Consider the following 18,968-nt stretch of genomic DNA (forward strand, 5'->3'; position numbering starts at 1 on the left):
CACGCCATTCCGTGTGCCGTACCCGGAGTGAAAGCGGGTTCCCGACCACGGCGTCGGCTACATAGCATTACGCGCGCTTGCCCTGCACATGACCATGCGGGCGGGTGTGCGCACCGGCCGCCGACCGGGAGCCGACGCCGCCACGCCCATCACGTTCCACGACGGAAAGGAAAGGAAGCGATGACAAAGCTCGTGTCATTTCCCTCCAGCGAATCGGGGGAGGACCTCAACTGGTTCGCCACTTCCGCCCTTTTCGACGATGTGGCCGCTTTCGTTCTCCGGTATGTGGCGGACGATCAGGCGAAGCGAGATGTCACCGCGGGTATCGCGTCAGGTCATGTGTTCATCGGGGAACTCCCCGAGCCCGATCAGACGAATGTCCTGACCGCGTTGCGTGACGCGTTCGTCCAGTACGTCGATTCCGAGCTCTATCCACCGCAGGTGACCGCTCGGATGGACTACCCGGAGATCTTCGTCGTGCGCGCCAAGTCCCTCGCGCAGATCGCGAGCAGAAGCATCGCCCTGCGCAGGTCTTCCGGAGCCGGGCCGGCCGGCAAGGGCCGAGGGCCCCGGGCGGAGTGAGGAGACGGGGTGAGCCTCCGGGCTGCCGGAGTCCTCGATCACGCAGGTCATCGACGCGGAGCCGGCGCCGCCGCGGGGCGGTCAGAGGCCCACGTGACGGACCCCACCCGCCATCCCGTTCAAACTCCGTTAACAATGGAATGTGATCTCTCCGGTCTCCTCGATCTCCCGGAGCGCCCACCGGCACAGGCCGGAGGCGACTCCCTACGTCGACCTCACCCGCTCCGAGTGGAGTGCGCTGCGCGACAAGACGCCGCTGCCGCTCACCGCCGAGGAGGTCGAGAAGCTGCGTGGCCTCGGCGACGTCATCGACCTCGACGAGGTGCGGGACATCTATCTCCCGCTCTCCCGGCTGCTCAATCTGTACGTCGGTGCCACGGACGGCCTCAGAGGCGCCCTGAACACCTTCCTCGGCGAACAGGGCTCGCAGTCCGGCACCCCGTTCGTGATAGGCGTCGCCGGCTCGGTGGCCTGCGGCAAGTCCACGGTCTCCCGGCTCCTGCAGGCCCTGCTCTCCCGCTGGCCCGAGCATCCGCGTGTCGAGCTGGTCACCACCGACGGTTTCCTGCTCCCCACCAAGGAGCTCGAAGCCCGCGGGCTGATGTCCCGCAAGGGGTTCCCCGAGTCGTACGACCGCCGGGCCCTGACCCGTTTCGTCGCCGACATCAAGGCCGGCAAGGACGAGGTCACCGCCCCCGTCTACTCGCATCTCATCTACGACATCGTCCCGGACCGCAAGCTCACGGTCCGCCGCCCGGACATCCTGATCGTCGAGGGCCTCAACGTCCTGCAGCCCGCCCTGCCCGGCAGCGACGGCCGCACCCGGGTCGGCCTCGCGGACTACTTCGACTTCAGCGTGTACGTCGACGCGAGCGCCGAGGACATCGAGAACTGGTACCTCAACCGCTTCAGGAAGCTGCGGCAGACCGCCTTCCAGGACCCCGACTCGTACTTCAGGAAGTACACCCAGGTGTCGGAGGAGGAGGCCGTGGACTACGCCCGCGGCCTCTGGCGCACCATCAACAAGCCCAACCTGGTGGAGAACATCGCCCCGACCCGGGGCCGCGCCACCCTGGTCGTCAGAAAGGGCCCGGACCACAAGGTCCAGCGCCTGAGGCTGCGCAAGCTGTAACGCCCCTCAGCTGGAGCGCCCCGTCAGCTGAAGCGCCCCGTCAGGGGCGCTGGGGGTACCCCCGGCCGAAGGCTGGGGGAGGAACTGCGCGACCAGCCACGGCCGACCCGCAGCCCGCACTCCGCAGAACCCCCATCCCGAACCCGGAACGGCGTTACCCCAAAGCAGACTTGACGGCGTCAGCCAGCCGCCCCGCCACCGACCGAGCCTGCTCGATGTCGGCCGCCTCCACCATCACCCGCACCAACGGCTCGGTCCCCGAAGGGCGGAGCAGCACACGCCCCGTCTCCCCCAGTTCCCGCTCCGCCTCGGCCACCGCCGCCGCCAGGTCCGCCGAGGTCTTCACCCGCGTCCTGTCGACGTCCGGCACGTTGATCAGCACCTGCGGCAGCCGCTCCATCACACCGGCCAGCTCCCGCAGGGACTTCCCGGTCTGCGCGACCCGCGCCGCCAGCAGCAGCCCGGTCAGCGTGCCGTCCCCGGTCGTCGCGTGGTCGAGGATGATGACGTGGCCGGACTGCTCGCCGCCGAGCGCGTAGCCGTGCTCCTTCATCTCCTCCAGGACGTACCGGTCGCCGACCGCGGTCTGGACGAGGTGCAGCCCCTCCCGCTCCAGCGCCAGCTTGAAGCCGAGGTTGGACATGACGGTGGCCACGACGGTGTCGGCGCGCAGCGCGCCCCGCTCGCGCATGGCCAGGGCGAGGACGGCCATGATCTGGTCGCCGTCGACCTCCTCGCCGGCGTGGTCCACGGCCAGGCAGCGGTCCGCGTCCCCGTCGTGCGCGATGCCGAAGTCGGCCCCGTGCTCGACGACCGCGGCCTTCAGCGGGCCGAGGTGGGTCGACCCGCAGCCGGCGTTGATGTTGAGGCCGTCCGGCTCCGCGCCGATGGTGACGACCTCGGCACCGGCCTGGCGGAACGCCTCCGGCGAGACCCCCGCGGCCGCGCCGTGCGCTTCGTCCAGGACGATCTTCAGGCCTTCGAGCCGGTTGGGGAGGACGGCGAGCAGATGGGCGATGTACTGCTCGGCCCCCTCGTCGTACGACCGCACCCGGCCGACGCCCGCGCCGGTGGGGCGCTCCCAGGGCTCGCCGTGCCGGTGGGACTCGTACACGGCCTCGATCTTCTCCTCCAGCTCGTCGTCGAGCTTGTGCCCGCCGCGGGCGAGGAACTTGATGCCGTTGTCGGGCATGGCGTTGTGGCTGGCGGAGAGCATGACGCCGAGGTCGGCGCCGAGCGCGCCGGTGAGGTGGGCGACGGCGGGCGTCGGGAGGACGCCGACGGTCAGTACGTCCACGCCCGCGCTCGCGAGGCCCGCGACCACGGCCGCTTCCAGGAACTCCCCGGACGCGCGCGGATCCCGTCCGACGACCGCCGTAGGCCGGTGGCCCTCGAACGTGCCCGCCTCGGCCAGCACGTGCGCCGCCGCGACGGACAGGCCGAGCGCCATCTCGGCGGTCAGGTCCGCGTTGGCGACACCGCGCACGCCGTCCGTGCCGAAGAGTCGTCCCACTTGTCCTCCTGAGGAAGCGTCCTTGCTGCCAGGACATGATGGCAGGCGCTTTGTGATGCGATCACACCAGCCTTTGAGCGTCTTGTGTCGTTATACGCCCTTGGCCGGGATAAACGAACGCCCCGACGGCACATGTGGCGTGCCGCCGGGGCGTTCGGAGTACGTTCCGGGCCAGTGGGACCCGTATGCGTACGAGCAGGCAGCTGGCGATTAACGCTTGCTGTACTGCGGGGCCTTACGGGCCTTCTTCAGACCGGCCTTCTTGCGCTCGACCGCACGGTCGTCGCGGCGGAGGAAGCCGGCCTTCTTGAGCGGGCCGCGGTTGTTGTCGACGTCGGCCTCGTTCAGCGCGCGGGCGACACCGAGACGGAGCGCACCGGCCTGGCCGGAGACACCGCCACCGGCGATGCGGGCGATGACGTCGTAGCGACCTTCGAGCTCGAGCACCTTGAAGGGCTCGTTGACTTCCTGCTGGTGCACCTTGTTCGGGAAGTAGTCCTCGAGGGTGCGACCGTTGATCTTCCACTTGCCGGTGCCCGGGACGATCCGGACGCGGGCGATGGCGTTCTTGCGACGGCCCAGGCCGGCGGCCGGCTGCGGGTCGCCGAAGCGGGACGCGAGGGACTCGGAGGTGTACTCGCCCTCGACGGGGACGTCCGACTCCGTGGTGTAGCTGTCGATGTCAAGCTCTTCGAGCGGCTGCTCGGCAGTGGTCTCGGCCACGATGCTCCTCAGATTCTCTTCAGTCTTAGGGGGTGGCCGGAACTACTGCGCGACCTGGGTGATCTCGAACGGAACCGGCTGCTGAGCAGCGTGGGGGTGGTTCTCGCCTCGGTAGACCTTCAGCTTGGAGAGCATCTGACGGCCCAGGGTGTTCTTGGGGAGCATGCCCTTGACGGCCTTCTCGATGGCTTTCTCGGGGTTCTTGTCGAGCAGCTCGTCGTAACGGACGGAGCGCAGACCACCCGGGTAACCGGAGTGGCGGTACGCCATCTTCTGGGTCCGCTTGTTGCCGGACAGGTGCACCTTGTCGGCGTTGATGATGATGACGAAGTCACCGGTGTCGACGTGAGGGGCGTAGATCGGCTTGTGCTTGCCGCGGAGAAGGGACGCGGCGGTGGTGGCAAGTCGGCCCAGGACGATGTCCTGAGCGTCAATGACGTGCCACTGGCGAGTCACATCGCCGGGCTTGGGGCTGTACGTACGCACTTCGCAGCCTTCTTCTTCAGTGGATGGGTGCTGACACATGGCATCACTGAAGCGATCGTGCAGCTGGGGACGACAATGCCGGGGACGCTGCCCGTATGCCGCCCACTGGTAACTGCTCCAGGGAACCTAGGTAGAGGCCACTCCCGTGAGAATGAGCGAGCCAATACACAACGAAGAGCTAGCGTACCGGGACGCCCCCGGACTGGTCAAAACGAGCCCTAGGCGACCCTCCCGGGACCTCGAAGGCGCACGGCGGTACCGGGATGCTCCCCTGTGCCCCAAAGGTCCACTGTCACCGTTCGTACTGTCGCACCGGCACCTCCCTTCGCCCGTCTAAGATGCGCCCCATGAGCTATGGGCAGGGGGGACCTCAGTCCCAGTGGGATCCCTGGAAACCGCAGTCGCAGCAGCCTTGGCGCGACAGCTCCGGGCCGACCCCGGACTGGGCCGCGCTCGCGGATGCCTCGGAAACGCGGAACAAGCGGCGCAGAGTGCTGTTCATCGGCGGCGGCGCGGTCGCCACGCTGGCGATCGGCACGGCCGTCGCCATGGCCGTGGTGTCCGCGAACGGCGACAACAACGCCTCCGGCACGCCTTCGAACCTGCCCGCGAGCGCCTCGCTGCCCAGCGACTCGGCCGACTCGGCGCCGTCCTTCGCGCCGACCAGCGCGCCGCCGCCGCTGGATCCGAAGGAGTTCATATCCAGCGTGCAGAAGGACACGGCTCCGCTGAGCGCCGAGACCCTCTTCCCGGGCACCCAGCTGACCATGGGCGCGACGGTCTACAAGAAAGGTGCGACGGCCGACACCAAGAACTGCGCGTCGGTCGCCAAGGGCACCCTCGCCGGCGTCCTCACCAAGAACAACTGCACGCGCATGCTGCGTGTCACCTACGCCAAGGACGGCGTGGCGGTGACGGTCGGCGTGGCCGTCTTCAACACCGAGGCCCAGGCCACGAAGGCCAAGACCGAGGCCGACAAGAAGGGCTTCGTCACCTCGCTCGCGGGCGCGGGCGTCAAGTCCTTCTGCGACTCCGGCGTCTGCCGTACGACGGTCAATTCCTACGGCCGCTACGCCTACTTCACCACCGCCGGCTTCCAGAACGGCAAGGACGTCACCACCAAGGACACCAAGGTCTTCCAGACCGGCGACGACCTGGCCGAGTTCACCTTCCGCCAGATCCGCAGGCGCGGCGAGGCCCAGGCGTCGGCGGCCGCGAACCAGTGATGCGCCCGCGCCCCCGACGGGGCGCTCAGCAGCAGCCGGCGGACGGGAGTGACCGTTTGTTGCGCGCTTCCTTGTTGCGCGCCGCGAGCAGCTCGTCCGCCGGGTAGCCGACCTCTTCCAGGGTCAGCCCGTGCGGCCGTACGACGTGCACGGCCGAGTCCCTGACGCCCGCGGCCAGCACCTTCCCCGGCCACTCGGGCCCCCGGTGCCCGTCCCCCACGAACAACAGCGCGCCGATCAGGGACCGCACCATGTTGTGGCAGAAGGCGTCGGCCCGCACGACGGCCGTGACGACACCGTCCGCCCCCCGCTCCAGGCTCAGCTCCTGGAGGGTGCGGATGGTCGTGGCCCCCTCCCGCCGCTTGCAGTAGGCGGCGAAGTCGTGCTCGCCCACCAGCCGCGCCGCCGCCTCGTTCATGGCCGCCACGTCCAGGGGCCAGTCGTGCCACAGGACGTGGTTGCGGAGCAGCGGGTCGACACCGCCGGGGTTGTCGGTCACGCGGTACGCGTAGCGGCGCCAGACGGCCGAGAAACGGGCGTTGAAGCCTGCCGGAGCCTCCGCGAGGGACCACACCCGGACGTCCTTCGAAAGCCGCCCGGCGAGCCGCTTCAGCAGCTTCTCGCGGTGCTCCGCCCACAGCTCGGCGGGCAGGTCCACGTGCGCGACCTGCCCGCGGGCGTGCACACCCGCGTCGGTGCGTCCGGCCACGGTCAGCTCGTAGGTCGTGTCCCTGGTGCGGGTCACCGTACGAAGCGCGTCCTCGATCTCCCCCTGCACGGTCCGCTTCCCGCCGGCCTGCTTGGCCCAGCCGTGGAAATCGGTCCCGTCGTACGACAGGTCGAGACGGACACGGACGTAACCGGGCTGAACTTCGTCACTCACAGGAGAATCCTCTCAGGGCAAGAAAGCGGGCCCGCCCCTCGAAAGGAACGGGCCCACTGACGCGCCCCCTGAGGGGCGCGGGGAACTGCGCGACCGGCCACGACGGACCGGCAGCCAGAGGACGGCTTACGCCTCCTCGGCCTCCGGCTCGGCGTCCTCGACGACCTCGTCGGCCTTGGTCTCCTCGACCTTGGCCTCCTCGGCCTCCTTGACCGCACGCTTCGTCGCGGCCTCGGCCTCACCGGTCGCCTGCTGCGCCACCGTCAGCGCCTCGACCAGCTCGATGACGGCCATGGGCGCGTTGTCGCCACGGCGGTTACCGATCTTGGTGATACGGGTGTAGCCACCCGGCCGGTTCTCGTAGCGCGGGCCGATCTCGGTGAAGAGCGTGTGGACGATGCTCTTGTCCGTGATGACCTGGAGCACCTGACGGCGGTTGTGAAGGTCGCCCTTCTTCGCCTTGGTGACCAGACGCTCGGCGTACGGGCGCAGGCGGCGGGCCTTCGCCTCGGTGGTGGTGATGCGGCCGTGCTCGAAGAGGCTCTTCGCCAGGTTCGCGAGGAGCAGCTTCTCGTGCGCGGCGCTGCCGCCCAGACGGGCACCCTTGGTGGGCTTCGGCATTGTTCTTCTCCTGTGTGTCTGCCCCGGCCGTATCAGGTACCGGGGTCAGTATCCGAGCAGACGGTTGTCTGTCGGAGATCCGGAGGCAGCCCCGTAGGGGCGCCTCCGGAAGGGGCGCGGGGAGCTGCGCGACAAGCCACAGCGCACCCGCACCCGAGTACGGACCGGAAGGCCCGAGCTCTTAGTACTGCTCGGTCTCGACGAACCCGGCATCCACGTCGTCGTCGGCGCCAAAGGCATCCGCCGCAGCCGTGGGGTCGAATCCGGGCGGGCTGTCCTTGAGGGCCAGGCCCATGCCGGCCAGCTTCGCCTTGACCTCGTCGATGGACTTCGCACCGAAGTTGCGGATGTCCAGGAGGTCCGCCTCGGAACGCGCCACGAGCTCACCCACGGAGTGGATGCCCTCACGCTTGAGGCAGTTGTACGACCGAACGGTGAGCTCCAGCTCCTCGATCGGCAGTGCCAGGTCGGCGGCAAGAGCGGCGTCCGTCGGGGACGGGCCCATGTCGATGCCCTCGGCGTCGATGTTCAGCTCGCGCGCGAGACCGAACAGCTCGACCAGGGTCTTGCCGGCCGAGGCCATGGCGTCACGCGGACGCATCGCCTGCTTCGTCTCGACGTCGACGATCAGCTTGTCGAAGTCGGTGCGCTGCTCGACACGGGTCGCCTCGACCTTGTACGTGACCTTCAGCACCGGGCTGTAGATGGAGTCGACCGGGATACGGCCGATCTCCTGGCCCACCTGCTTGTTCTGCACGGCCGAGACATAACCGCGGCCACGCTCGACCGTCAGCTCCATCTCCAGCTTGCCCTTGCCGTTGAGCGTGGCGAGGACCAGGTCGGGGTTGTGCACCTCGACACCGGCCGGCGGCGCGATGTCGGCGGCGGTGACCAGACCCGGACCCTGCTTGCGCAGGTACATCACAACCGGCTCGTCGTGCTCCGAGGAGACGACCAGCTGCTTGATGTTGAGGATCAGGTCGGTGACGTCCTCCTTGACGCCCGGCACGGTGGTGAACTCGTGCAGCACGCCGTCGATCCGGATCGACGTGACAGCCGCGCCGGGGATCGAGGACAGGAGGGTACGGCGAAGGGAGTTGCCGAGGGTGTAGCCGAAGCCCGGCTCCAGCGGCTCGATCACGAACCGGGAGCGGAACTCATCGACGACCTCTTCCGCCAACGAGGGACGCTGAGCGATCAGCATGTGTGGATCAGATCCTTCTTTCGTGGACGCCCGCTATTTGACGCCCGACGGAACCGCACCCGTAGGAGTGCGGGTATTGCAAGGGTACGGGCGGCAGGCCCCTTACGGAGCCGACCGCCCGGACCCTCAAAGCCAGCCGTGCGTCAGACGCGGCGACGCTTCGGCGGACGGCAGCCGTTGTGCGGGGTCGGGGTGACGTCCTGGATGGAGCCGACCTCGAGGCCCGTGGCCTGCAGGGAGCGGATCGCGGTCTCGCGACCGGAACCCGGGCCCTTCACGAACACGTCGACCTTGCGCATGCCGTGCTCCTGGGCGCGGCGGGCAGCCGACTCGGCGGCCATCTGCGCGGCGAACGGCGTGGACTTCCGGGAGCCCTTGAAGCCGACGTGGCCGGCGGAGGCCCAGGAGATCACGTTGCCGGACGGGTCCGTGATCGAGACGATCGTGTTGTTGAACGTGCTCTTGATGTGCGCGTGGCCGTGAGCGACGTTCTTCTTTTCCTTGCGGCGCACCTTCTTGGCAGCGCCCTGACGACCCTTGGGGGGCATCTACAAACTCCTACGGGGAGGTGGTCGGTCCTACAGCGAAGACCGCTGATGAAGCGTTGTCCGCTGAGGACTACTTCTTGCCCGGCTTCTTCTTGCCGGCGATGGCGCGACGCGGGCCCTTGCGGGTGCGGGCGTTGGTGCTGGTGCGCTGACCGCGGACGGGCAGGCCGCGACGGTGACGGAGACCCTGGTAGCAGCCGATCTCGACCTTGCGGCGGATGTCGGCCTGGATCTCGCGACGGAGGTCACCCTCGGTCTTGATGTTGTTGTCGACGTACTCGCGGATCGCGACCAGCTGCTCTTCGGTCAGGTCACGAACACGGGTGTTCGGGTCGATGCCCGTCTCCGCCAGCGTCTGCTGCGAAAGGGTCCGGCCAATGCCGAACACGTAGGTGAGGGCGACCTCCACGCGCTTTTCGCGCGGGATGTCAACACCGGAAACGCGTGCCATTCAATGGCTCCTGGTGATCTTCGGAGGTCTTCCGCAGGGACCGGTTCCCAGCCGCCGTACCAGGTACGAACTGGGTCCCCGGCCTCCGAACCGGGGGTGTCAGGCACCTTCGGCGCCTGGGTCCTGCGTATGAACAAATTCAGCTCGCGTCGCGCGAATCTCTGCGATGTCGATGCAGAGGGATTGGTCGTGCGTCAGCCCTGGCGCTGCTTGTGGCGCGGGTTCTCGCAAATGACCATGACCCGACCGTGACGGCGGATCACCCTGCACTTGTCGCAGATCTTCTTGACGCTCGGCTTGACCTTCATGGGATTGAGGTTCTCCGGGTCAGTTGCCGGCCGTCCCGCTCACACGGGACGTAGGCAAGATCTACTTGTAGCGGTAGACGATCCGGCCACGCGTCAGGTCGTACGGAGACAGCTCCACCACGACCCGGTCGTCAGGGAGGATGCGGATGTAGTGCATACGCATCTTGCCGCTGATGTGTGCCAGGACCTGGTGGCCGTTCTGGAGCTCGACCTTGAACATGGCGTTCGGAAGAGACTCGACGACAGTGCCCTCGATCTCGATGGCACCTTGCTTCTTGGCCACGCTTCGCCCTTCGAATCGACTACCTTGATCGACTCCCGCACTGTCCCTTGCGGGCGCATGCGGACATGCGGGTACACGAGAGCCGACGAGTCAGTCTACGTCAGCGCACCCGGAAAGACGAATCGAGAAATCCTGCCCAAGAGCACAGATCATTAAGCGCCCATTATGGGGAGCGCCCTGTCTGCAGCGCCCCGTCAGGGGCACGGGGCTGTATACATTTGCGGCTCCGCCGCGCGGGCGCGCTCAACCCCCACCGGGCCGCAGCCTCGCGAAATGCTCAGCCCAGCGGATCCGGCGCGGCCGTGATCCCGAGCTCGGCCAGCTTGGCCCTACCGCCGTCAGGAGCCGTCAGCACCAACGGACCCTCGGCGGTCAGCGCAACACTGTGCTCCCAGTGCGACGACCACGTACCGTCCGTGGTGATCACGGTCCAGTCGTCCGACAGGACCTCCGTGCGCGGCGTCCCCAGCGACACCATCGGCTCGATGGCCAGGCAGAAACCGGGAACCAGCTTCGGCCCCTTCCCGCGCCGCCGGTCGACGTAGTTCAGCAGGTGCGGGTCCATGTGCATCTCGGTGCCGATGCCGTGACCGCCGTAGTCCTCGATGATCCCGTACTTGCCGCCGCCCGGCTTCGGCTGCCGGCGGATGTACGTCTCGATCGCCCGGGAGACGTCGACGAGCCGGCTGCCCTGCTTCATCGCCGCGATACCGGCCCACATCGACTCCTCGGTGACCCGGGAGAGCTCGATCAGCTCCGGAGCGTGACCGGAGCCCACGAACGCCGTGTAGGCCGCGTCGCCGTGCCAGCCGTCGACGATCGCACCGCAGTCGATGGAGATGATGTCGCCGTCCTTGAGAACGACGTCCTCGGAGGGGATGCCGTGGACGACCACGTCGTTGACGGAGGTGCAGATGGTGGCGGGGAAGCCGCCGTAGCCGAGGAAGTTCGACTTGGCGCCGTGCTCGGCGAGGACCTTGCGGGCCACCTCGTCCAGGTCCTTGGTGCTGGCGCCGGGCACCGCGGCCTCGCGCGTCGCCGCGTGGATGGCCGCGACGACCAGGCCCGCCGCACGCATCTTGGCGATCTGCTCGGGCGTCTTGATCTGCACCATGGGTGGCCTGCGCTCTCCGTCACTCACGTCAACGTCAACTACACAACAGTACGGCCGCGGCACCCGAGGGGGTACCGCGGCCGGAACCGCTGGAAAACTACTTCTCGTCGTCCCCGTCGCGCCCCAGCGCGTCCAGTGCGCGCTTGGTGACCTCGTCCACCGGACCCAGAGCGGAGATCGTCGCGACCAGGCCCTGCGTCTTGTAGTAGTCGATGATGGGCTCGGTCTGCGTGTGGTAGACCTCCAGCCGCGTACGGACGGTGTCCTCGGAATCGTCGTCGCGCTGGTAGAGCTCGCCGCCACAGATGTCGCAGACGCCCTCCACCTTCGGCGGGCTGTAGGTCACGTGGAAGACGTGCTCCGCCTTGTTGCGGCACAGGCGCCGTCCGGCGATCCGCTTGACGACCTCCTCCTCGGGGACTTCGAGGTCGAGTACCGCGTCCAGCTTGATCTTCTCGGTCTTCAGCAGCTCGTCGAGCGCCTCGGCCTGTGCGACGTTGCGCGGGAAACCGTCCAGCAGGAAGCCGTTCACGGCGTCCTCCTGCTCCATGCGGTCCTTGGCCATGGCGATGGTGACCTCGTCGGGGACGAGGTTGCCGGCGTCCATGTAGGACTTCGCGAGTTTCCCGAGCTCCGTCTGCTGGCTGATGTTGGCGCGGAACAGGTCGCCCGTGGAGATGTGCGGGATCTTCAGCTCCTTGGCAAGGCGAACGGCTTGCGTTCCCTTACCGGCGCCAGGCGGCCCGACGAGGACGATTCGCATCAGCGGAGGAACCCTTCGTAATTGCGCTGCTGGAGCTGGCTCTCGATCTGCTTCACTGTTTCGAGGCCCACACCCACGATGATCAGGATGCTGGTGCCACCGAACGGGAAGTTCTGGCTTGCCCCAAAGCCAACCAACGCCATCGTCGGTACGAGAGCGATCAGCCCCAGATACAGCGAACCCGGCCAGGTGATCCGGTTGAGCACGTACGAGAGGTACTCAGCGGTCGGTCGGCCAGCCCGGATGCCCGGGATGAAGCCACCATACTTCTTCATGTTGTCGGCGACTTCTTCGGGGTTGAAGGAGATGGCCACGTAGAAGAAGGCGAAGAACACGATGAGCAAGAAGTACAGGGTGATGTAAATCGGGCTGGGCGCCGATCCAGACGATGCCCCGTTGACCAGATTCCTCTGGATCCAGGACTTCCAGGCGGAGTTGCCGCCCGCGAACTGCGCAACCAGCGCCGGGATGTAGAGCAGCGACGAGGCGAAGATGACGGGAATCACACCCGCCTGGTTCACTTTGAGCGGGATGTACGTGGACGTACCACCGTAGGAACGGCGCCCGATCATGCGCTTGGCATACTGCACGGGGATGCGGCGCTGGGACTGCTCGACGAAGACCACCAGGCCGACCATGACCAGTCCGACGAGGATCACCGTGCCGAACTCGATCCAACCGCCGGCGAGGCTGCCCTGCTTCTTGACGGCCCACAGCGCGGACGGGAAGGTCGCGGCGATCGAGATGAACATCAGGATCGACATGCCGTTGCCGATGCCACGGTCTGTGATCAGCTCTCCGAGCCACATCACGACGGCCGTACCGGCAGTCATACAGACAACCATCGTGACAGTCGTGAAGATCGCCTGGTCCGGGACGATTCCCGAGGCCACCGAGCAGCCGCTGAACAGCGCGCCGCTGCGGGCCGTGGCGACCAGACCGGTGCCCTGCAGGATGGCGAGAGCCACGGTCAGGTATCGGGTGTACTGCGTGATCTTCGTCGTGCCGGCCTGACCCTCTTTCTTGAGGGCCTCCAGGCGCGGAATCACCACGGTGAGCAGCTGAAGGATGATGCTCGCGGTGATATACGGCATGATACCGAGCGCGAAGACCGTGATACGCAGCAGCGCTCCGCCGCTGAACATGTTGACGAGACCGAACAGGCCCTGATTGCCGGAGGCCTCGTTCACACACGTTTCGACGGCTTTGTAGTTGACGCCGGGGATCGGGATGTGGGTGCCGGCCCGGTAGACCACGATGATGCCCAGCGTGAAGAGCAGCTTCTTGCGCAGGTCGGGCGTCCTGAACGCCCGGGCGAACGCGGTGAGCACGGTGCCTCCTGCGACCCCCGCGTGTACGCGCGCGAGGTGACGATTAAGTGGGGTTGATGGCCTGTGGAACGAGGTTACGGCATGCCAAGACGACGCTGGGCACCAGCGGTACAGCCTACCTACATCGCCACCCTTCCGGGACACCAACTGCATTCGAACGCGCGTATGTGAAAACGGTAGCTTCTACCATATACATGCCATAAATTTCTGATCGACCGGCTGATCATTCAGCCGTACAGCATCGGGGGACCTGTGGCTGACCACCGCAATTACCCCCTGGCCAATCGAAAACCGGCAGCCGTGGCCACACGGCTTCCCCGCGCCTCACGAAGGACACGTCGGCATCGAAGATGCTCGCCGTCCATCTCCCCGCCGGCGCGCCAAAGCGTCCTGAAACGGGAAACGGCCGGGGACGCCCCTCGTGAGAGGGACATCCCCGGCCGTCTTCGCTGACGTCAGTCAGCCGCCGACCGGTCTCAGACGAGCTCGGTGACGGTGCCGCCGGCGGCGGTGATCTTCTCCTTGGCGGAGCCGGAGACGGCGTCGACCGTCACCTGCAGCGCCACGGAGACCTCACCCTGGCCGAGGACCTTGACGAGGCTGTTCTTGCGAACGGCACCCTTGGCGACGAGACCCTCGACGGTGACCTCGCCACCCTCCGGGTACAGCGCGGCCAGCTTGTCGAGGTTCACGACCTGGAACTCGGTCTTGAACGGGTTCTTGAAGCCCTTCAGCTTCGGAAGGCGCATGTGGAGGGGCATCTGCCCACCCTCGAAGCGCTCCGGAACCTGGTAACGGGCCTTCGTACCCTTGGTACCACGACCGGCCGTCTTACCCTTCGACGCCTCACCACGACCGACACGGGTCTTGGCGGTCTTGGCGCCCGGGGCGGGACGGAGGTTGTGGATCTTGAGCGGGTTGCTCTCCGCCATGATCAGTCGACCTCCTCAACCGTCACGAGGTGGCGGACGGTGTGCACCATGCCGCGGAACTCGGGGCGGTCCTCCTTGACGACCACGGTGTTGATCCCCTTGAGACCAAGGGACCGCAGGGTGTCACGGTGGTTCTGCTTGCTACCGATGTACGACTTCGTCTGCGTGACCTTGAGGCGAGCCATTACGCACCCGCTCCCGCACGCGCACGAAGCAGAGCCGCGGGGGCGACGTCCTCAAGAGGCAGACCGCGGCGGGCCGCGACCTCCTCCGGACGCTGCAGGCCCTTCAGGGCCTCCACGGTCGCGTGCACGATGTTGATCGCGTTGTCGGAGCCGAGCGACTTCGACAGGATGTCGTGGATACCGGCGCACTCGAGCACGGCACGCACCGGACCACCGGCGATAACGCCGGTACCCGGGGACGCGGGCTTGAGCAGCACGACGCCGGCAGCCTTCTCACCCTGGATCGGGTGCGGGATGGTGCCCTGGATACGCGGGACCTTGAAGAAGTGCTTCTTGGCCTCCTCAACGCCCTTGGCGATGGCGGCCGGCACCTCCTTGGCCTTGCCGTAACCGACACCCACGGTGCCGTCACCGTCGCCCACCACGACCAGCGCGGTGAAGCTGAAGCGACGACCACCCTTCACAACCTTGGCGACGCGGTTGATCGCGACAACGCGCTCAACGTACGCGGTCTTCTCGGCGGCAGCAGCGCCGCCGTCACGGCCCTTCCGGTCCCGCCGCTCGCCGCCACCGGCACCGCCACCGCGGCGCTGGGGTCCAGCCATTGGATTACCTCTCTCTTTCCGCTAGCTACAAGCGGCTCAGAACTTGAGCCCGGCCTCGCGGGCGGCGTCCGCCAGGGCGGCGATGCGCCCGGCGTACTGGTTACCACCACGGTCGAACACCACGGCCTCGACACCGGCGGCCTTGGCACGCTCGGCGACCAGGGCGCCGACCTGCTTGGCCTGCGTGGACTTGTCGCCCTCGCCACCACGGACCGACGCGTCCAGGGTGGACGCGGAAGCCAGGGTGTGGCCCTTCAGGTCGTCGATCACCTGCGCCACGATGTGGCGGTTGGAGCGGGTCACGACCAGACGGGGACGCTCCGCCGTACCGGAAAGGTTCTTGCGGATCCGGATGTGACGGCGCTTGATCGCGGCGCGCTTGTAGGCGTCGCCCTTGAGGATCTTCTGCCCGTATGCCATGGCTTACTTACCCGCCTTTCCGACCTTGCGGCGGATGACTTCGCCCTCGTACTTGACGCCCTTGGCCTTGTACGGGTCGGGCTTGCGCAGCTTGCGGATGTTGGCCGCGACCTCGCCGACCTTCTGCTTGTCGATGCCCTCGACCGAGAAACGGGTCGGAGCCTCGACCTTGAAGGTGATGCCCTCGGGGGCCTCGACCAGGATCGGGTGGCTGTAACCGAGCGCGAACTCGAGGTTCGCACCCTTGGCGGTCACGCGGTAACCGACACCGCTGATTTCGAGCTTCTTCACGTAACCCTGGGTCACGCCGGTGATCATGTTCGCCACCAGCGTGCGGGACAGGCCGTGCAGGGCCTTGCTCTGACGCTCGTCGTTGGGGCGGGTCACCGCGAGAGTGCCGTCCTCGCCCTTGGCGATGTCGATCGGAGCCACGATGGTGTGGGTCAGCTCGCCCTTGGGGCCCTTGACCTGCACCGTGCGGCCGTCGATGGTGACGTCCACGCCGGCGGGAACCGCGATGGGGAGCTTGCCGATACGCGACATAGCTGTTTCCTCCGTTCCCTTCTGCTACCAGACGTAGGCGAGGACTTCCCCACCCACGCCCTTCTTGCCGGCCTGCTTGTCGGTGAGGAGCCCGTGCGACGTGGAGATGATCGCCACGCCGAGGCCGCCCAGCACCTTCGGCAGGGAGGTGGACTTCGCGTACACCCGGAGACCGGGCTTGGAGATCCGCTTGATGCCCGCGATGGAGCGCTCACGGTTGGGACCGAACTTCAGGTCCAGGACGAGGTTCTTGCCGACCTCGGCGTCCTCGACCTTCCAGCCCGTGATGAAGCCCTCCTGCTGGAGGATCTCCGCGATGTGAGACTTGATCTTGGACGCCGGCATCGTCACGGAGTCGTGGTATGCCGAGTTCGCGTTCCGCAGACGCGTAAGCATGTCTGCGATCGGATCAGTCATGGTCATGAATTGGCCTTCGGCCTCTCTCGCCGGGGTTTCCTGGTGCGCCATCCCTCTCCCCGATCCGAGACGGGACGGGTGCGGCGCGGTGGACCTACGGCGTAGTAAGTCGTACGGGCGACCGTCAGGCGCCCAACCCTCCAAGCCTAAGCCATGAAGAGGAGGGCACCTGACACGCCCATTGCTTACCGAGAGCCTCTGAAATCCCTAAAAGCGGGGATTACCAGGAGCTCTTGGTCACGCCCGGCAGCTCGCCACGGTGAGCCATCTCACGAAGGCACACGCGGCAGAGGCCGAACTTGCGGTACACGGAGTGCGGACGGCCGCAGCGCTGGCAGCGCGTGTAGCCACGCACACCGAACTTGGGCTTGCGAGCAGCCTTGGCAATCAGAGCCTTCTTCGCCATCTCGCTCACGCCTCCTTGAACGGGAAGCCGAGGTGACGAAGGAGCGCGCGGCCCTCAGCGTCGTTGGTCGCCGTGGTGACCACGGTGATGTCCATGCCCCGGGTACGGTCGATCTTGTCCTGGTCGATCTCGTGGAACATGACCTGCTCCGTGAGACCGAAGGTGTAGTTGCCACGGCCGTCGAACTGCTTGGGGGACAGACCACGGAAGTCGCGGATGCGCGGCAGCGCGAGCGACAGGGTGCGGTCCAGGAACTCCCACATGCGGTCGCCACGGAGCGTGACGTGGGCACCGATCGGCTGGCCCTCACGCAGCTTGAACTGCGCGATGGACTTGCGGGCCTTGGTGACCTGCGGCTTCTGGCCGGTGATCGTGGTGAGGTCGCGGATGGCGCCCTCGATCAGCTTCGAGTCACGGGCGGCGTCGCCGACACCCATGTTGACCACGATCTTGACGAGGCCGGGGATCTGCATGACGTTCTCGTACTTGAACTCGTCACGCATCTTGCCCGCGATCTCCTCGCGGTACTTCAGCTTCAGACGCGGAGCAGTGGTGGTAGCCATCAGATGTCCTCACCCGTCCGCTTGGCAACGCGGATCTTGTTGCCTTCGTCGTCGAAGCGGTAACCGACACGCGTGACGACCTTGTTGCCGTCCTTCTCAACGACCAGCTGGACGTTGGAGACGTGGACGGGCGCCTCGGTCGTGACGATGCCGCCGGCCTGCGAACCGCGAGCGGTCGGGCCGGCCTTGGTGTGCTTCTTGACCCGGTTGACACCCTCGACCAGGACGCGGTCCTCGCGGGGGTAGGCCGCGATGACCTTGCCCTGCTTGCCCTTGTCCTTGCCGGTGATGACCTGGACCAGGTCGCCCTTCTTGATCTTCATGCTTACAGCACCTCCGGAGCCAGCGAGATGATCTTCATGAACTTCTTCTCGCGCAGCTCACGCCCGACCGGGCCGAAGATGCGGGTGCCGCGAGGGTCGCCGTCGTTCTTCAGAATGACGGCGGCGTTCTCGTCGAAGCGGATGTACGAGCCGTCCGGACGGCGGCGCTCCTTGACGGTGCGAACGATGACCGCCTTGATGACGTCACCCTTCTTCACGTTGCCGCCGGGGATCGCGTCCTTGACGGTGGCGACGATGACGTCACCGATGCCCGCGTAGCGGCGACCGGAGCCACCGAGCACACGGATGCAAAGGATCTCCTTCGCACCAGTGTTGTCGGCGACGCGCAGTCGCGACTCCTGCTGGATCACGTCTATCTCCTGTTTGTCTGCCGGTTCCCGGCAGGGGCCTCAGTGACGAGAGCCCCTGCCGAGCCTGGCGGAACTGTCCTGCGAGGGATGCCCCGCAGGAGACTTACTTGGCCTTCTCGAGGATCTCGACGACGCGCCAGCGCTTGGTCGCCGACAGCGGACGGGTCTCCATCAGGAGAACCCGGTCGCCGACGCCGGCAGCGTTCTGCTCGTCGTGCGCCTTGAGCTTGTTCGTACGGCGGATGACCTTGCCGTACAGCGCGTGCTTGACGCGGTCCTCGACGGCGACGACGACGGTCTTGTCCATCTTGTCGCTGACGACGAGACCCTCACGGGTCTTGCGGAAGCTGTCGCGCGCCGCAGTGTTCTCAGTCACGTTGCTCTCGCTCATCAGGCGCTCTCCACCGTTTCGATGCCCAGCTCACGCTCGCGCATCAGGGTGTAGATCCGCGCGATGTCCTTGCGGACCGCCTTCAGACGGCCATGGTTCTCAAGCTGTCCGGTCGCCGCCTGGAAGCGGAGGTTGAACAGCTCTTCCTTGGCCTCGCGGAGCTTGCCCAGAAGCTCCTCGTTGCCCAGCTCGCGCAGCTCGGACGCCTTGGTACCGGCCGACATCACGCTTCACCTGCCTCGCGCTTGACGATCCGGCACTTCATCGGCAGCTTGTGGGCTGCGCGAGTCAGGGCCTCACGGGCGATCTTCTCGTTGGGGTACGACAGCTCGAACATCACGCGTCCGGGCTTGACGTTGGCGATCCACCACTCCGGGGAACCCTTACCGGAACCCATGCGGGTCTCGGCGGGCTTCTTGGTGAGGGGACGGTCCGGGTAGATGTTGATCCAGACCTTGCCACCACGCTTGATGTGACGCGTCATGGCGATACGAGCGGCCTCGATCTGACGGTTCGTCACGTACGCCGGGGTGAGCGCCTGGATGCCGTACTCGCCGAACGCAACCGAGGTGCCACCCTTGGCAGCGCCGCTGCGTCCGGGGTGGTGCTGCTTGCGGTGCTTGACCCTACGGGGGATCAGCATT

At 66.8% G+C, this 18,968-nt stretch carries 29 protein-coding genes; 3 read left to right on the forward strand and 26 right to left on the reverse strand.

Annotated elements, in window-relative coordinates; all coding sequences use genetic code 11:
- The first annotated feature begins 180 nt into the window (after window positions 1-180).
- On the forward strand, window positions 181-582 hold the full coding sequence (locus tag EDD90_RS22595) for a hypothetical protein (RefSeq protein WP_123974779.1): 402 nt from the start codon (window positions 181-183) through the stop codon (window positions 580-582).
- Between the two features lie 142 nt (window positions 583-724).
- Window positions 725-1,714 (forward strand): type I pantothenate kinase, encoded by a 990-nt coding sequence (coaA, locus tag EDD90_RS22600; protein WP_123974780.1) that lies wholly within the window; start codon window positions 725-727, stop codon window positions 1,712-1,714.
- A gap of 154 nt (window positions 1,715-1,868) precedes the next feature.
- Here coaA and glmM read toward each other — a convergent pair whose 3' ends face one another.
- The 3 genes from glmM to rplM form a co-directional block, all read right to left on the reverse strand.
- Window positions 1,869-3,227, reverse strand: coding sequence for a phosphoglucosamine mutase (gene glmM / locus EDD90_RS22605; protein WP_123974781.1), 1,359 nt, complete (start codon window positions 3,225-3,227; stop codon window positions 1,869-1,871).
- Window positions 3,228-3,437: 210 nt separating this feature from the next.
- Window positions 3,438-3,950, reverse strand: coding sequence for a 30S ribosomal protein S9 (rpsI, locus tag EDD90_RS22610; protein WP_123974782.1), 513 nt, complete (start codon window positions 3,948-3,950; stop codon window positions 3,438-3,440).
- A gap of 42 nt (window positions 3,951-3,992) precedes the next feature.
- Window positions 3,993-4,436 (reverse strand): 50S ribosomal protein L13, encoded by a 444-nt coding sequence (gene rplM / locus EDD90_RS22615; RefSeq protein ID WP_123974783.1) that lies wholly within the window; start codon window positions 4,434-4,436, stop codon window positions 3,993-3,995.
- A 347-nt stretch (window positions 4,437-4,783) separates the two neighbouring features.
- Between rplM and EDD90_RS22620 the strand changes: the two genes are divergently transcribed.
- A complete protein-coding gene (locus tag EDD90_RS22620; RefSeq protein WP_123974784.1) occupies window positions 4,784-5,662 on the forward strand; it encodes a hypothetical protein in 879 nt (292 codons plus the stop codon).
- 25 nt (window positions 5,663-5,687) lie between these two features.
- Here EDD90_RS22620 and truA read toward each other — a convergent pair whose 3' ends face one another.
- The 23 genes from truA to rplP all read right to left on the reverse strand — a co-directional run bounded on the left by truA (window position 5,688) and on the right by rplP (window position 18,967).
- Window positions 5,688-6,545, reverse strand: coding sequence for a tRNA pseudouridine(38-40) synthase TruA (gene truA / locus EDD90_RS22625; RefSeq protein ID WP_123974785.1), 858 nt, complete (start codon window positions 6,543-6,545; stop codon window positions 5,688-5,690).
- Between the two features lie 126 nt (window positions 6,546-6,671).
- Window positions 6,672-7,166, reverse strand: coding sequence for a 50S ribosomal protein L17 (gene rplQ, locus EDD90_RS22630; RefSeq protein WP_123974786.1), 495 nt, complete (start codon window positions 7,164-7,166; stop codon window positions 6,672-6,674).
- Between the two features lie 181 nt (window positions 7,167-7,347).
- Window positions 7,348-8,370 carry a DNA-directed RNA polymerase subunit alpha gene (locus EDD90_RS22635; RefSeq protein WP_123974787.1) on the reverse strand — a complete coding sequence of 341 codons (1,023 nt, stop codon included), beginning with the start codon at window positions 8,368-8,370 and terminating at the stop codon, window positions 7,348-7,350.
- A gap of 143 nt (window positions 8,371-8,513) precedes the next feature.
- Entirely contained in the window at window positions 8,514-8,918 is a 405-nt protein-coding gene (gene rpsK / locus EDD90_RS22640) for a 30S ribosomal protein S11 (RefSeq protein ID WP_003956432.1), read from the reverse strand.
- A 70-nt stretch (window positions 8,919-8,988) separates the two neighbouring features.
- Window positions 8,989-9,369, reverse strand: coding sequence for a 30S ribosomal protein S13 (gene rpsM / locus EDD90_RS22645; RefSeq protein WP_031167100.1), 381 nt, complete (start codon window positions 9,367-9,369; stop codon window positions 8,989-8,991).
- A gap of 194 nt (window positions 9,370-9,563) precedes the next feature.
- Window positions 9,564-9,677 (reverse strand): 50S ribosomal protein L36, encoded by a 114-nt coding sequence (gene rpmJ, locus EDD90_RS22650; protein WP_003998809.1) that lies wholly within the window; start codon window positions 9,675-9,677, stop codon window positions 9,564-9,566.
- Window positions 9,678-9,738: 61 nt separating this feature from the next.
- Window positions 9,739-9,960: a translation initiation factor IF-1 gene (infA, locus tag EDD90_RS22655; protein ID WP_003948620.1), complete on the reverse strand. Its 222-nt coding sequence runs from the start codon at window positions 9,958-9,960 to the stop codon at window positions 9,739-9,741.
- 277 nt (window positions 9,961-10,237) lie between these two features.
- Window positions 10,238-11,074: a type I methionyl aminopeptidase gene (gene map, locus EDD90_RS22660; protein WP_123974788.1), complete on the reverse strand. Its 837-nt coding sequence runs from the start codon at window positions 11,072-11,074 to the stop codon at window positions 10,238-10,240.
- Window positions 11,075-11,171: 97 nt separating this feature from the next.
- Window positions 11,172-11,837, reverse strand: a complete 666-nt coding sequence (locus EDD90_RS22665) for an adenylate kinase (protein WP_123974789.1) — start codon at window positions 11,835-11,837, stop codon at window positions 11,172-11,174.
- Window positions 11,837-13,168 carry a preprotein translocase subunit SecY gene (secY, locus tag EDD90_RS22670; RefSeq protein WP_123974790.1) on the reverse strand — a complete coding sequence of 444 codons (1,332 nt, stop codon included), beginning with the start codon at window positions 13,166-13,168 and terminating at the stop codon, window positions 11,837-11,839. Before secY ends, EDD90_RS22665 begins: the two co-directional genes overlap by 1 nt.
- A 476-nt stretch (window positions 13,169-13,644) precedes the next feature.
- Window positions 13,645-14,100 (reverse strand): 50S ribosomal protein L15, encoded by a 456-nt coding sequence (gene rplO / locus EDD90_RS22675; RefSeq protein ID WP_123974791.1) that lies wholly within the window; start codon window positions 14,098-14,100, stop codon window positions 13,645-13,647.
- Between the two features lie 2 nt (window positions 14,101-14,102).
- Window positions 14,103-14,285 carry a 50S ribosomal protein L30 gene (gene rpmD, locus EDD90_RS22680; RefSeq protein WP_006376032.1) on the reverse strand — a complete coding sequence of 61 codons (183 nt, stop codon included), beginning with the start codon at window positions 14,283-14,285 and terminating at the stop codon, window positions 14,103-14,105.
- Window positions 14,285-14,890 (reverse strand): 30S ribosomal protein S5, encoded by a 606-nt coding sequence (gene rpsE, locus EDD90_RS22685; RefSeq protein WP_015658456.1) that lies wholly within the window; start codon window positions 14,888-14,890, stop codon window positions 14,285-14,287. The genes rpmD and rpsE overlap by 1 nt, the downstream gene beginning before the upstream one ends.
- 36 nt (window positions 14,891-14,926) lie before the next feature.
- Entirely contained in the window at window positions 14,927-15,310 is a 384-nt protein-coding gene (gene rplR, locus EDD90_RS22690) for a 50S ribosomal protein L18 (RefSeq protein WP_123974792.1), read from the reverse strand.
- A gap of 3 nt (window positions 15,311-15,313) precedes the next feature.
- Entirely contained in the window at window positions 15,314-15,853 is a 540-nt protein-coding gene (gene rplF, locus EDD90_RS22695) for a 50S ribosomal protein L6 (RefSeq protein ID WP_123974793.1), read from the reverse strand.
- Between the two features lie 24 nt (window positions 15,854-15,877).
- Window positions 15,878-16,276: a 30S ribosomal protein S8 gene (gene rpsH / locus EDD90_RS22700; RefSeq protein WP_089099428.1), complete on the reverse strand. Its 399-nt coding sequence runs from the start codon at window positions 16,274-16,276 to the stop codon at window positions 15,878-15,880.
- Between the two features lie 214 nt (window positions 16,277-16,490).
- Window positions 16,491-16,676 (reverse strand): type Z 30S ribosomal protein S14, encoded by a 186-nt coding sequence (locus tag EDD90_RS22710; RefSeq protein ID WP_003948630.1) that lies wholly within the window; start codon window positions 16,674-16,676, stop codon window positions 16,491-16,493.
- 5 nt (window positions 16,677-16,681) lie between these two features.
- Entirely contained in the window at window positions 16,682-17,239 is a 558-nt protein-coding gene (gene rplE, locus EDD90_RS22715; protein ID WP_123974794.1) for a 50S ribosomal protein L5, read from the reverse strand.
- Window positions 17,239-17,562 carry a 50S ribosomal protein L24 gene (rplX, locus tag EDD90_RS22720; RefSeq protein ID WP_030967306.1) on the reverse strand — a complete coding sequence of 108 codons (324 nt, stop codon included), beginning with the start codon at window positions 17,560-17,562 and terminating at the stop codon, window positions 17,239-17,241. The genes rplE and rplX overlap by 1 nt, the downstream gene beginning before the upstream one ends.
- Before the next feature lie 2 nt (window positions 17,563-17,564).
- Window positions 17,565-17,933, reverse strand: a complete 369-nt coding sequence (gene rplN / locus EDD90_RS22725; protein ID WP_003992364.1) for a 50S ribosomal protein L14 — start codon at window positions 17,931-17,933, stop codon at window positions 17,565-17,567.
- A gap of 103 nt (window positions 17,934-18,036) precedes the next feature.
- Entirely contained in the window at window positions 18,037-18,324 is a 288-nt protein-coding gene (gene rpsQ, locus EDD90_RS22730) for a 30S ribosomal protein S17 (RefSeq protein ID WP_123974795.1), read from the reverse strand.
- Entirely contained in the window at window positions 18,324-18,548 is a 225-nt protein-coding gene (gene rpmC, locus EDD90_RS22735; protein WP_030174543.1) for a 50S ribosomal protein L29, read from the reverse strand. The genes rpsQ and rpmC overlap by 1 nt, the downstream gene beginning before the upstream one ends.
- Complete coding sequence (gene rplP / locus EDD90_RS22740) at window positions 18,548-18,967, reverse strand: 50S ribosomal protein L16 (protein ID WP_123974796.1); 420 nt, start codon at window positions 18,965-18,967, stop codon at window positions 18,548-18,550. Before rplP ends, rpmC begins: the two co-directional genes overlap by 1 nt.
- Between the last annotated feature and the right edge of the window lies 1 nt (window position 18,968).

The organism is Streptomyces sp. Ag109_O5-1, from assembly GCF_003814875.1.
Lineage (GTDB): Bacteria > Actinomycetota > Actinomycetes > Streptomycetales > Streptomycetaceae > Streptomyces > Streptomyces sasae.

What these genes read in the sequence shown, in the direction of transcription:
- EDD90_RS22595 (WP_123974779.1), top strand. Translation starts at nt 181, where the DNA reads ATGACAAAGCTCGTGTCATTTCCCTCCAGCGAATCGGGGGAGGACCTC.
- EDD90_RS22620 (WP_123974784.1), top strand. Translation starts at nt 4,784, where the DNA reads ATGAGCTATGGGCAGGGGGGACCTCAGTCCCAGTGGGATCCCTGGAAA.
- rplQ (WP_123974786.1), bottom strand. Translation starts at nt 7,166, where the DNA reads ATGCCGAAGCCCACCAAGGGTGCCCGTCTGGGCGGCAGCGCCGCGCAC.
- EDD90_RS22635 (WP_123974787.1), bottom strand. Translation starts at nt 8,370, where the DNA reads ATGCTGATCGCTCAGCGTCCCTCGTTGGCGGAAGAGGTCGTCGATGAG.
- rpsK (WP_003956432.1), bottom strand. Translation starts at nt 8,918, where the DNA reads ATGCCCCCCAAGGGTCGTCAGGGCGCTGCCAAGAAGGTGCGCCGCAAG.
- rpsM (WP_031167100.1), bottom strand. Translation starts at nt 9,369, where the DNA reads ATGGCACGCGTTTCCGGTGTTGACATCCCGCGCGAAAAGCGCGTGGAG.
- rpmJ (WP_003998809.1), bottom strand. Translation starts at nt 9,677, where the DNA reads ATGAAGGTCAAGCCGAGCGTCAAGAAGATCTGCGACAAGTGCAGGGTG.
- map (WP_123974788.1), bottom strand. Translation starts at nt 11,074, where the DNA reads ATGGTGCAGATCAAGACGCCCGAGCAGATCGCCAAGATGCGTGCGGCG.
- EDD90_RS22665 (WP_123974789.1), bottom strand. Translation starts at nt 11,837, where the DNA reads ATGCGAATCGTCCTCGTCGGGCCGCCTGGCGCCGGTAAGGGAACGCAA.
- rplO (WP_123974791.1), bottom strand. Translation starts at nt 14,100, where the DNA reads ATGGCGGAGAGCAACCCGCTCAAGATCCACAACCTCCGTCCCGCCCCG.
- rpmD (WP_006376032.1), bottom strand. Translation starts at nt 14,285, where the DNA reads ATGGCTCGCCTCAAGGTCACGCAGACGAAGTCGTACATCGGTAGCAAG.
- rpsE (WP_015658456.1), bottom strand. Translation starts at nt 14,890, where the DNA reads ATGGCTGGACCCCAGCGCCGCGGTGGCGGTGCCGGTGGCGGCGAGCGG.
- rplR (WP_123974792.1), bottom strand. Translation starts at nt 15,310, where the DNA reads ATGGCATACGGGCAGAAGATCCTCAAGGGCGACGCCTACAAGCGCGCC.
- rplF (WP_123974793.1), bottom strand. Translation starts at nt 15,853, where the DNA reads ATGTCGCGTATCGGCAAGCTCCCCATCGCGGTTCCCGCCGGCGTGGAC.
- rpsH (WP_089099428.1), bottom strand. Translation starts at nt 16,276, where the DNA reads ATGACCATGACTGATCCGATCGCAGACATGCTTACGCGTCTGCGGAAC.
- EDD90_RS22710 (WP_003948630.1), bottom strand. Translation starts at nt 16,676, where the DNA reads ATGGCGAAGAAGGCTCTGATTGCCAAGGCTGCTCGCAAGCCCAAGTTC.
- rplE (WP_123974794.1), bottom strand. Translation starts at nt 17,239, where the DNA reads ATGGCTACCACCACTGCTCCGCGTCTGAAGCTGAAGTACCGCGAGGAG.
- rplX (WP_030967306.1), bottom strand. Translation starts at nt 17,562, where the DNA reads ATGAAGATCAAGAAGGGCGACCTGGTCCAGGTCATCACCGGCAAGGAC.
- rpsQ (WP_123974795.1), bottom strand. Translation starts at nt 18,324, where the DNA reads ATGAGCGAGAGCAACGTGACTGAGAACACTGCGGCGCGCGACAGCTTC.
- rpmC (WP_030174543.1), bottom strand. Translation starts at nt 18,548, where the DNA reads ATGTCGGCCGGTACCAAGGCGTCCGAGCTGCGCGAGCTGGGCAACGAG.
- rplP (WP_123974796.1), bottom strand. Translation starts at nt 18,967, where the DNA reads ATGCTGATCCCCCGTAGGGTCAAGCACCGCAAGCAGCACCACCCCGGA.